Genomic DNA, 11,876 nt, shown 5'->3' with positions numbered 1-11,876 from the left:
ATTCTAGCAAATATAAGCGCTTTTAGGGGAAAAATGTTGCGAAAAATTATTTTCGCGTTTACATCAACTTATAAGTTAGAACCAAGCTTGCTCAATTGAAGCTAAAATTCCCTGAGCATCCAAACCACAATCTTGCAACATTTGCTGATGTGTGGCTTGATGTAAGAATGTATCTGGCAACCCCAGATTCAGGATCGGTTTGACAATCTTGGCATGTGCCATGAATTCATTGACGGCACTGCCTGCGCCCGCCATTACGGCATGTTCTTCAACAGTGACAAACAGTTGTGTGCTTCCTGCCAAATCACGAATCATTTGTTCGTCCAATGGCTTTACAAAACGCATATTCACAACACGCACGCCAATAGCATGCTGATTTGCAAACTGTTCTGCAGCGTCAACCGATGGCGCAACGCGGCTACCAAAAGCCAGAATGCTGATGTGCTGTTCAGCATCAACATTAAATTCAGCCACGATTTCCGACTTGCCAATTGGCAAAGCTGTCATTTGCTGTTGAATTTCAACACCGGTACCTGCGCCACGCGGATAACGGACTGCTGTTGGTCCTTCATAGAGGTAAGCGGTATGTAGCATCTGACGACATTCATTTTCGTCTTTCGGCGCCATAATTACCATATTCGGCACAGTACGCATATAGGCGTAATCGTAAGCACCCGCATGGGTTGGGCCATCCTCACCGACCAAACCTGCACGATCGATCCCAAAAGTGACATCCAGATTTTGCAAGGCCACATCATGGATCAGCTGGTCGTAACCACGTTGCAAGAAGGTTGAATAAATCGCGACTACCGGTTTTAAACCCTCACATGCCATACCCGCAGCTAAAGTCACTGCATGTTGTTCCGCAATCGCCACATCAAAGAAACGTTCAGGATATTGCTGGGCGAACTTCACCATCCCCGAGCCTTCACACATTGCTGGTGTAATGGCAAGCAGGCGCTCATCTTGAGCGGCTTCATCACATAGCCATTGCCCAAATACATCTGAGTATTTAGGAGGTGATTTTTTTACCGGTGCAGCAGCTGTAGGCGCAATTTTAGTAATGGCATGATAGGTAATCGGATCTGCTTCCGCAGGTGCAAAACCTTTCCCTTTTTTAGTATAAATATGAACCAGACGGGGGCCTTTACGCTTTTTCAACGCATGGAACACTTGCGCCAGTTGCTCCACATCGTGCCCGTCAAATGGTCCGAAATAATCAAAACCAATTGCTTTAAATAAATTATCAGCGGCATCGGTCGCTGATTGATGTAAACGTGAATTATACGTCCACTTAGGATGCGGCTGAACATAGGCTTCACCCTGTTCATTCACATTAATCAACTGCCCTGTTTCCCAGATTGCAGCCAGATGTTTGGCAAAACCACCGGTACTACACGAGATCGACATATCGTTATCATTTAATACCACGATCAAGTCCGCATCATGCGCAACGGCATCATTCATCGCTTCGAATGCCATGCCCGCGGTCATTGCTCCATCACCGACGATTGCAACAACATCACATGGATCTTTTTGATAACGGCGTGCCAATGCCATACCCAGCCCTGCTGAAATGGCAGTTGAGGAATGACCTACACCAAAGGTATCAAATTCAGATTCATCACGTGCAGGGAAAGCTGCCAGGCCATCCTTGCTGCGAATGGTGGTAATACGTTCACGACGTCCTGTCAGCACTTTATGTGGATAAGCTTGATGACCGACATCCCAGACCAGACGATCATCTGGTGTGTTAAAGCTATAGTGCAAGGCTACGGTCAGTTCGACCACACCTAAATTTGCACCAAAGTGTCCGCCACTCTGCCCAGCTGCATACAAAATATATTGACGTAACTCATCCGCCACTTGAACGAGTTGGCTTTGCTCGAGCTGACGTAATTGTTGTGGATGATCAATTCCATCTAACAATGGCGTAACAGGGCGTTGAGTTGGAATTTCGGTATACAACATAATGTGGCAAAGCCTTTTTAAGCCTGGCAAGTCCGAAGCTGGGTTAAATGGGGGCAATCATACAATTAAATATGATCTACCTTCAATCAGCCACACGTGCGAATGATGTAGTGCTGAACATTCTTCTACAATTTTTAAAGAATGACCCGTAGATTATCCTGAATTATGTCACTGTTTATCAACCATTATTGTGTGCTTTGTATGAAAAAGAAAAACTTATATAAAAAATCAGAAATTCCGGTTCGCGCAATCTTCACACATTAAGCTATACTCAGACAGTTTTTATGATCATAGTGAGTTCTCTGTGCCGATTGAATTTATTGCAACATCAAAGCTGCCGACTGCCTTTGGTGACTTCAATATTTCCGTGTTTCAAGATCCGGAAACGGGTGAGGAACATGTGGCGCTTTCTAAAGGGCTAGAAACTGCTCCAGATAAGCCTGTGCTTGTGCGTATCCATTCTGAGTGCCTGACGGGTGATGCTTTCGCCTCGCTTAAATGCGATTGCGGCCCCCAGTTACAAGCCACCCAACGCCTGATTAATGAAGCGGGCCAAGGTGTCATTTTATATTTGCGCCAGGAAGGACGTGGTATTGGCTTGACCAACAAGATCCGCGCCTATGCCTTACAGGACCAAGGTCATGATACGGTTGATGCGAACCTGTTATTAAACCTGCCTGCCGATGCACGTCGTTATGATATGTGCAGTATCATGCTGGATCATCTTCAAGTCAAAGAAGTGAAACTGGTGACCAATAATCCCCTCAAACTCAAAGCATTGACTGATCTGGGGATTAATGTGGTTGAACGTGTTCCGCTTACGGTGGGCCGTAATCCATTCAATGAACAATATTTAAAAACCAAACGTGAACGTATGGATCATCTCTATAAAAAAGATGATTTCTGACTTTAGAGTCATCTTTTGCTGAGAGAAGAGAATTTATCAAAATGAAATTATTCAGTATTTTCTTAGCCGCAGCTGTTCTACTACTCTGTAGCTGTACGCAAGCAAAAGAGAATACAGATCATCCATTAAACGCTGGAATTATCAATCAATTGAATCAATTCCAGCAACAAGATCATTTTTTGACAGATGGCCGTCTATATTCAGGCGTTCAAGATCCTCAGTTAAAAAAATTATTGAATAAAAAGGTCGCTGAGACTGCTGAAGCGTATATCCAACTCTATCAGCATTCAGCTCAACCCAGTAAACAGCAACGGCTAAAAATACTTTCAGACGGTATCCATCAAATTGATCCCGATTCACTGGGTACTGATGATCGAGAGCAGGTTGCCGGTACATTTGAACATTTTTTAGATATAACTGGCCTGGAAAGTTCTGAAGGTATTTTAAATACTTGGCTATACAATGAAGAAATTAATGAGCTTATTGAAAAGAACCGTTCCAAAGGTCAAAGTAAAAACCAAGATTAACTGAACACGATTTTTCATCCTAAATCATGCATATTTCATATAGATTCAAAAATCCCTTACTTTTTTTATGGATTTATGTTTTGATATCAGTAATTCCTAGATCTTATCAAGAGGATCATCATGCAGCATCCAACTTCAGCTGATATTCAACGTGTTCGCGAGTTTTTACTCGATCTACAGGCACGCATTTGTGCAGGACTAGAGCAACAGGAACGTGCAGGCGGTGGAACCGCTGAGTTTATCATTGATGATTGGCAACGAACCGAAGGCGGCGGCGGTCGCTCTCGTGTTTTGCAAAATGGTGAAGTCATTGAAAAAGGGGGGGTCATGTTCTCCCATATCAATATCAGTAAACTCCCCGCCTCTGCCACTGAACGTCATCCGCAAATTGCAGGCGCGAAAGCACAAGCCTTGGGTGTCTCGTTGGTAATTCACCCGAAAAATCCGAATATCCCAACGTCTCATGCCAATGTTCGCCTATTTGTGGCTGAGCCTGAAGGTCAGGATCCGGTATGGTGGTTTGGTGGCGGTTTTGACTTAACCCCATTCTATCCAGATGATGAGGATGTGCTGAATTGGCATCAAAAAGCTTATGACCTGTGCCAGCCTTTTGGTGAACAGGTCTATGCGGAACATAAACAATGGTGTGATGATTATTTCTATTTAAAACATCGTGATGAACAGCGTGGTGTCGGTGGTTTATTCTTTGATGATTTGAACCAGTGGGATTTTGAAACCTGTTTTAAATATATGCAGGCCGTTGGAAATGGTTATTTAGACGCGATCTTGCCGATTTTTGAAAAGCATCGTGAACAGCCTTATACCGAGGCGCAACGTGAGTTCCAATTATACCGTCGTGGTCGTTATGTCGAATATAACCTGGTCTATGACCGTGGTACCTTATTTGGTCTACAGACAGGTGGGCGCATTGAATCAATCCTGGTGAGCTTGCCTAATCTGGCGGGTTGGTCATATCGTCCTGAATGGGATGCAGATTCGGCAGAGAAGCGTCTCACCGATTATTATCTAAAACCAAGAGACTGGTTAGGTCTAAATCAATAAATGAAAAAATTCATCCCTGACATATAATTCAGGGATGAGTTTTTTTGCAGATTCCTAAAATAAAAAGATTGCGGTATTTGGGATGGGTTGCTGGATTAAATTCTGTCTAAAATCTTGCATCAGTTCTCGACTTAAATGCTGTGGTGCATGTTTTAGTGTGAGCAATAATTGTAAAAACTGACCATGTGTAAATACGGCCAAATTCTTATGCACATATTGCTGCGCTAATTGATTTAATTTTTCATGAACACATTGCACTCGCCCATATAAGTCAGCAAAAGATTCAGCATCATCGGCATCACGATATTCATCATCCATTCTTTCCCAATACGCATTGACCCATTGCTTACGATCATCCAGATTGGTATTCACGCACCTTCTTTCCGAAAGATAACTAAACTCATGCAAGTTGTCGTCGATTTCTGCTGTGATCTGATACTTGAGTAAAATTGGTTGTGCGGTCTGATAAGTCCTGTGGTATTTAGAAATCATGACATGATCAATAGGTGGTAAGACTTCGCAAAGTTGTTTTGCCTGCTGCCACCCCTGCTCACTTAGTTCAATGGCAGCATGTGATCGTGTACGGCCATTCCTATTCGCTTCACTTTGTGCATGCCGAATTAAATAAATACTCATCCTTAAAACCAGTCTCAACGCTTACAACAATCTAAAAATATCAAATCATGTTCTTGTCCTGAAATCATGCCTTCTTGGCATATTCAGATGTAAATCAATATTGCAGCATCCCCCCCAACTTTATACACTTCAACTAACGTATAAGAATGATTCGCCCATGACCAAACAATTTGCTGTAATTGGAAACCCGATTGAACAATCACGCTCACCAGAGTTACATCATGCATTCGCAGCAAAAACCGGGGTCGACTTAAACTATAGAAAAATTCTTGCGCCACTGGATGGTTTTGAAAGTACCGCCAAAGACTTCTTTGCCCAGAATGGTGCGGGAATGAATGTCACCGTACCGTTTAAAGAACAAGCCTTTGCGCTATGTGATCAATTGACTGAACGTGCCAAGATTGCCAAAGCCGTGAATACGCTTTGGATGCAGGATGGCAAACTGTATGGCGATAATACCGATGGCCAGGGCCTGGTTGCAGCGATTCAAGCGCTCGGCTGGGAACTTAAAGATAGCCGCATTCTGATTTTAGGGGCTGGTGGTGCAACCCGTGGCGTGATTTATCCTCTAGTACAGGCAGGCGCAAAACAGATTGTGATTGCGAATCGCACCCTCGCCCGCGCACAACAACTGGTTGAAGATTTAAAAGATGCTGTCCCGCAAACTGAGCTAAAAGCGATCGGTCTCGAGCAACTGTCAGGTGAATTTGATTTCGTGATTAATGCAACTTCAGCAAGTTTAACGGGAGATGCCTTGCAGTTGCCTGAAAGCTTGATTTTCCATCATGCTTATGAAATGGCGTATGGCAAACCCTCCACTTTTCTCGATCAGGCCCAACAACGCCAAGTGCCTGCGACGGATGGTTTCGGCATGCTGGTCGGTCAGGCCATTGAAGCCTTCTCCATCTGGAACGGGGTTAAACCCGAGCTGAAAGATTTTTTATAATCAATTGAAAATTAGATAGAAAAAGAGCCTGTATATTACAGGCTCTTTTTTGTGGTGGATTACTTCAGATTTAACATCTTCTGATAGACCTGTTTAAAGATTTCATAATCAATAAATTCATTATGTTCAATCTTTAAAGCTTTAATCGATTGTTCAGACAGTCGGTTTTTACGTGCATCGACATATACTTGTCCCAAGATATTTGCCGTTTGCGCAAGTAAAACTTTTTCCTCAGTTGAAGCGCCATTTTCTTGTTCGAACTGGATTTGGTATTGCTTGGCAAATAACTGTTGCGGCTGCTTGTATTGAGCCTGTAGCTTTTTCCATGCCTGACGATCTTGTTCACCCTGTATCGCATCACTGACAATATGGTGAACTGAACGCCCTAAATCATCATCAAACTGGTCTTCATCTTGCAGATGATGTTTCTTTTGCAAAGTTTCGATCTTTTGTAGTGCTTTGCCTTCTGGATTATAAATATCCTCATCGGCATACCAATACGCATATACACTGGCAATCTCCTGCAACTCTTGGCTTGAGTAACGCTGGACAATTTGTGGTGCGCTTTCTGTCAATTTGGCAATGAACACCGCCTTATAGGTTGGCTCATAAGCACGTGTTGCATCGTAACGCTGCTCGGCAATAAGGTTGAGCTGATCATCTAAAGATAAGCGATATGGCTCGGCTGAGCGCTCCTGAATACCCGCCTGCCCCAACTTTTCCGAGAAGCTGTTCACTGCCTGCTCAAGCATTGAACCTTTGCTGGCTTCAGCCCATGTTTTCGCCTGCTTCAACTGAGCCTGGTCAATCGGTGTGCCTTGACCATAATTGGAAATCAGCATATCGGCCTTGATATTAAACCGTGATTTCAACTCAGGCAGACCATAATTTAAATCATAGTCAATCTTCACAGCACGTCCTTTAGCATCCAGTCCAACATCCATCACAAATGGATTACGTTTATCGACAGGCGGTAAAGCTTTCTCAATATCCGCCTGATGTTTCAGCCAAAGTGCTTTAAATGCCTGATCATCAATAAACTGGTTTTGATCGTAAACAGCGAAATCTTTTTCAACCGCTTGTAATTTCTGGATATAAGTCAAGAAACCAGGTTCTGCTGGCTGATCCGAGAACACATCAATGCCATAAACACTTTGACAATACTGTACATCGCCATAGGTGATTTTGGGGGTTGTTTGCAGGGCCGTACATTGTTGCTCAGATAAACCCGCCTGCTCATCTTCAGCTGCGTCTAGCTCATCAGCTCCTTCTGGATATTCAGATGCTTTATCGTCAGCCGCTGCTGCACGTGCCGCTGCAGCTTCCGCCGTATCTGCACTTTCATCAGCATCGGCTTCCCCGACATCCTCAACACCAAAATGCTGATTTACAAGACGGTAGAGCTGTTGGCTTACCAAGCTGGCATCATCTGCCGAATCTTTTGCATCGAGTAACGATGCTTTAGATTTTGCCTGCTCGGCATTCGCCACTTCATCTACAACCAGTTTTTCTAAATTCTGTGCGTTCAGATTTAAAACGCTTTGCATCAAATATTTTTCATTGACCTTGCTATATAAATTCGCTTGCAGGATCAGTTCTTCAACCGAGGTTTTTAAACGGATTTTTTCCACCACGCCTGCAGCCTGATCAGCAGAGGAAACGGATAAGGCCTGAATATTCTTTTGATCGGCAAGACGATAATAAACCGCACTGGATGCTTTCACATATTCAGCAAATTTCTTGTAATCCACTTGCTTGAAAGCATCCTGATATTTTGAAAAATCCAGATAGGCTAGCTTGTTCTGGTTCTCTTTATTGACCAGATAAGGCATCAAGGCGAAGTAGTTGATATAGAATTTATAATGATTCAGATCAAGCACCATCGGCACTTTGGCCTGCACCAGCAAGGTTGGCTTTTCATAACGCGCCGTCAGATTTAAGGAACCCATTTTCTGACGATAATGCACCGAACCCTCATATTCAAACTGCATCTCGTTCAGGATATTGGTCATGACCTGGGTAAACTTGTCGGCCTTGGAACGACCAGCACTTTTTTGTTCCTGCGCCAGTGCTGTATACAAAGCCTGCTTCTGTTTATTGTTTAAGTTGACCTTTTGCTCTTTTAAGTATTGTTCCACTTTTTGCTTAAGCGCTGGATCTAAAGAGGCAGGTTCAGCTTTTGCCTTATTTTTACTCGGCTCCTGATCAACATGAATATTGAATTTTCCACGGTAGTCATAGCTTGGATATTCGTAGATGGCATTCAGGCTATTCACTGCCTTCTGCTCGAGGTTCGCCGTAGCTGGATTGGTTTTAATGACATGTTGAGAACATGCAGAAAGACTGAGACCCATTAAACATAAAGTTAAATATTTTAGACGCATAGCTTTACCAAACACCCTTATATCATTATATTTTCAAGTATAGAATTAAGTATTTTTCACGTTTAATATAAGTTTAAACACCCACAGAAAAGTGATTTTTCCATCTTCATCGAATCTAGACGATTCGCTTTTCTGACATTCTTTTCCCCAGTGATTATCAATGTATTTTTATCACCATTGTGAATAATCAAAGTATCGAAACAGATAATCCAAAATGATTCAAATACAGGATTAAGATTATGCCAGCTTATAAAGCCCCGCTCCGTGATATTCGTTTCTTAATGAACGAAATGTTAGATTATCCAGCACATTACCAAACTTTGACAAGTGGTCAAAATGCGGATGCTGATACAGTTGATATGATTCTTGAAGGTGCGGCAGATTATTGCGAAAACGTGCTTTCTCCGCTCAACCAGTCAGGTGATGAAGAAGGTTGTACCTTTAATAACGGTGAGGTGACGACACCGAAAGGCTTTAAAGAAGCGTATGACCAATTTGTGATGGGTGGCTGGCAAGGTCTTTCGTATCCAGAAGAGTTTGGTGGTCAAGGCCTGCCAATGTCTTTAAACCTGATCAAATCAGAAATGATGGGAACCGCGAACTGGTCTTTCACCATGTACCCAGGTTTAAGTACAGGTTGTATGAACACCATCATGCAGTTCGGTACAGACGAGCAAAAAAATACCTATATGCCTAAACTGGTTGAAGGTACCTGGTCGGGCACCATGTGCTTAACCGAGCCTCAATGTGGTACAGACTTAGGTCAAGTCAAAACCAAAGCAGAGCCAAATGCAGACGGTACCTATAAAATTTCTGGCACCAAGATCTTCATCTCTGCGGGTGAACACGATTTAACCGAAAACATCATCCATATCGTTTTGGCTCGCCTTCCGGATGCACCTGCAGGTACACGTGGTATCTCTTTATTCATCGTACCTAAATTCATCCCGACTGCGGATGGTGGTGTAGGTGAACGTAATGCCGTGTCTTGTGGTTCTATCGAACACAAAATGGGGATCAAAGCATCTGCAACTGCCGTATTGAACTTTGACAATGCAACTGGTTATTTGATCGGTGAAGTGAACAAAGGCTTACATGCCATGTTTACCTTCATGAACACGGCACGTATCGGTACCGCAGTGCAAGGTATTGCGCATGCCGAGCTTTCTTTCCAGGGTGCTTTACCGTATGCCAAAGACCGTATGTCAATGCGTGCCCTTTCAGGTAAAAAAGAACCTGAACGTGTAGGTGATGCAATTATTCACCATGCCGATGTTCGTCGTATGTTGTTGACGCAAAAGGCGATTGCTGAAGGTGGCCGCTCAATGATCTATCATGCAGCCAAGCTTGCGGACAAAATGTCTGATGCGTTGGCAAATGGTGATCAGGCGAAATTTGAAGAATATGACGACAAACTTGGTTTCTATACGCCAATCCTAAAAGGTTTCTTGACTGAACTGGGTCTAGAAGCAGCTAACCATGGTATGCAGGTGTATGGCGGTCATGGCTATATCCGTGAATGGGGTATGGAACAAATCGCACGTGATGCACGTATCTCAACCTTGTACGAAGGTACTACAGGGATTCAGGCACTTGATTTGATTGGTCGTAAAGTCCTGTTAAGCTCAAAAGGTAAAGTGGTTCGTGATTACACAGCTGAAATCTTGAAATTCTGTGCAGCACACGCACGTAATAAATACTTACGCCGTTTCGCATGGGATTTAACCAAGCTTTGTGCACAATGGAACACTTTAACTGTTCGTATCATGCTAGCTGCACGTAAAGACCGTGACATCGTTTCTTCAGCTTCGGTTGATTTCTTGATGTTCTCTGGTTATGTGATGATGGCTTACTTCTGGGCACAACAAGCAGTGATTGCATCTGAGAAACTCGAAGCAGGTAACGGTATCGAAACCCCTGAATTCTATAAAGCAAAAATCAAGGTTGCTGATTTCTACTTCGACCGTTTATTACCACGTGCACAAGGCCATGCCGAGTCAATGGTAACAACATCTCGCACCTTGACTTCACTTGCACCAGAACACTTTAGCTTCGATTACTAATCCAAGCTGTAAAAAAAGAGCGCTTCATGCGCTCTTTTTTTGTTTTGCAAAAGATGGCCGTTTATTCCACCCTTTTAAAAACATAGGCTTGCTGCGGAAAAGGATATTCTTTAAAGAACTTCCGGTTATTGCCATTCCCTTCATTCCACATCTTGTCCAGATTTAAAACCAGATCCCGATTTGAGTTAATCTGGTAATACAGATTTAAATCGGCAGCATCACAACGTACCATAATTTCATTCAGTTCTTTATGCACATGCCAGTGTACCTGCTTACAGGTTTGCTCGATCTTGGCCACACTGCGTGAAGGATCGGAACCGAGACGTCCGAAACTGGTATTGGTCCAGTACACTGAACCATCGTTTAATAAATTCAGAATATATTCAGCTTCTTTTTCATTATTGACACAGCCTGCAAAAGGATCGGTGCAGGGAATGCGGGCATGATAACGGCCTGCATAAATCAAGTCCGCCCCGGAAGGCTGATGATGATCATGTTTACGTACCACAGGATGCGGCAAGGTGGCTTGTCCAGCAACCTGATTGAGTGACATGGCTTCAGTATCAGAGGAAGCTTGCTCTTGCTCGTCTGCAAGGACATGACTCGCCTCACGATCGGATTGCGTCTGAGGTTGTTGTCTTACCGGTTCAGCGTGATGGCTATCACACGCCATCAAACCTAGACTCAATAAAACTCCTACACTAACATGCTGTAAGAATAACCTGAACTGCATAACCATAAATCTCTAACATCAACATCGCGATTGCGTACTTTTCACTACATTCCCTAAAATTTTATAAAATATAGGGTTCAATTGGGTGCCCGTTCGTTGCCTAAAAAAGTCATCAAAACGGCCGCAACAAGATGGAAATAGCAAATTAAAAAGCAGTGTGCTTTAAGTCGGTGCATTTTAGGCGATACTGTTGTTTTTTCCAGCAACCATTTACACAACTTAACTAATCTCTCATCTGTTTAAACTTTAAAAAAAATCAATTGCCCCTATTTCTTAAATAACAGCAGCCATTCAATGAATATTTTACTTTTTGCTGCCGTTTCATGAATTTAAGGAGACAAACTCGATGACCAACTCTGGTTTATATCGCTCAAACCAACAAAGCATGATCGCTGGTGTAATGGGCGGTATTGCGGAACGATTTGGTTGGAATGCCAATTTATTACGCCTGATCTTTGTTGTGATCTCGATTATGAGTGCTGCCTTTCCAGGTATTTTGGTATATCTGATTTTGTGGTTAGTGATTCCAAAACGTGAGCAAGCGCGTGTTGACCATGTTCAAGGCTATAACCAGCCTGTGAAAACAGTCTATGAAGACCAAGGCATAAAACGTTAATCCTCTTTTCCCTTTTTGGTCGCTACGGTTG

The 11,876-nt window shown here is 43.1% G+C and carries 10 protein-coding genes; 6 read left to right on the top strand and 4 right to left on the bottom strand.

What is annotated here, in order from left to right:
- Positions 1–75 precede the first annotated feature (75 nt).
- Positions 76–1,971, bottom strand: a complete 1,896-nt coding sequence (dxs, locus tag ACNQO6_RS10595) for a 1-deoxy-D-xylulose-5-phosphate synthase (protein WP_440208933.1) — start codon at positions 1,969–1,971, stop codon at positions 76–78.
- Positions 1,972–2,275: 304 nt separating this feature from the next.
- Between dxs and ribA the strand changes: the two genes are divergently transcribed.
- The 3 genes from ribA to hemF all read left to right on the top strand — a co-directional run bounded on the left by ribA (position 2,276) and on the right by hemF (position 4,467).
- Complete coding sequence (gene ribA / locus ACNQO6_RS10590; RefSeq protein WP_038346448.1) at positions 2,276–2,878, top strand: GTP cyclohydrolase II; 603 nt, start codon at positions 2,276–2,278, stop codon at positions 2,876–2,878.
- A gap of 41 nt (positions 2,879–2,919) precedes the next feature.
- Positions 2,920–3,405 carry a DUF4844 domain-containing protein gene (locus ACNQO6_RS10585; protein ID WP_440208932.1) on the top strand — a complete coding sequence of 162 codons (486 nt, stop codon included), beginning with the start codon at positions 2,920–2,922 and terminating at the stop codon, positions 3,403–3,405.
- Between the two features lie 120 nt (positions 3,406–3,525).
- Positions 3,526–4,467, top strand: a complete 942-nt coding sequence (hemF, locus tag ACNQO6_RS10580; RefSeq protein WP_005282929.1) for an oxygen-dependent coproporphyrinogen oxidase — start codon at positions 3,526–3,528, stop codon at positions 4,465–4,467.
- Between the two features lie 54 nt (positions 4,468–4,521).
- Here the strand turns inward: hemF and ACNQO6_RS10575 are convergent, their stop codons facing one another.
- Positions 4,522–5,103, bottom strand: a complete 582-nt coding sequence (locus tag ACNQO6_RS10575; RefSeq protein WP_440208931.1) for a histidine phosphatase family protein — start codon at positions 5,101–5,103, stop codon at positions 4,522–4,524.
- A gap of 157 nt (positions 5,104–5,260) precedes the next feature.
- On the opposite strand from ACNQO6_RS10575, the gene aroE reads away from it, so the two are divergent.
- Complete coding sequence (gene aroE, locus ACNQO6_RS10570; protein ID WP_440208930.1) at positions 5,261–6,049, top strand: shikimate dehydrogenase; 789 nt, start codon at positions 5,261–5,263, stop codon at positions 6,047–6,049.
- Between the two features lie 59 nt (positions 6,050–6,108).
- On the opposite strand, the gene ACNQO6_RS10565 is transcribed toward aroE, so the two are convergent.
- A complete protein-coding gene (locus ACNQO6_RS10565; protein WP_440208929.1) occupies positions 6,109–8,433 on the bottom strand; it encodes a hypothetical protein in 2,325 nt (774 codons plus the stop codon).
- 239 nt (positions 8,434–8,672) lie between these two features.
- Between ACNQO6_RS10565 and ACNQO6_RS10560 the strand changes: the two genes are divergently transcribed.
- Complete coding sequence (locus tag ACNQO6_RS10560) at positions 8,673–10,496, top strand: acyl-CoA dehydrogenase C-terminal domain-containing protein (RefSeq protein ID WP_343579805.1); 1,824 nt, start codon at positions 8,673–8,675, stop codon at positions 10,494–10,496.
- A 61-nt stretch (positions 10,497–10,557) separates the two neighbouring features.
- Here the strand turns inward: ACNQO6_RS10560 and ACNQO6_RS10555 are convergent, their stop codons facing one another.
- Entirely contained in the window at positions 10,558–11,229 is a 672-nt protein-coding gene (locus ACNQO6_RS10555; protein WP_343579804.1) for a hypothetical protein, read from the bottom strand.
- A 346-nt stretch (positions 11,230–11,575) separates the two neighbouring features.
- Here ACNQO6_RS10555 and ACNQO6_RS10550 point away from each other — a divergent pair, with 346 nt between their 5' ends.
- Positions 11,576–11,845 (top strand): PspC domain-containing protein, encoded by a 270-nt coding sequence (locus tag ACNQO6_RS10550; RefSeq protein ID WP_343579803.1) that lies wholly within the window; start codon positions 11,576–11,578, stop codon positions 11,843–11,845.
- Positions 11,846–11,876: the final 31 nt, after the last annotated feature.

The organism is Acinetobacter calcoaceticus, assembly GCF_051947995.1.
GTDB lineage: Bacteria > Pseudomonadota > Gammaproteobacteria > Pseudomonadales > Moraxellaceae > Acinetobacter.
The sequence above is the reverse complement of the archived record's forward strand: the minus strand, read 5'-3'. Positions and strand labels throughout refer to the sequence as shown.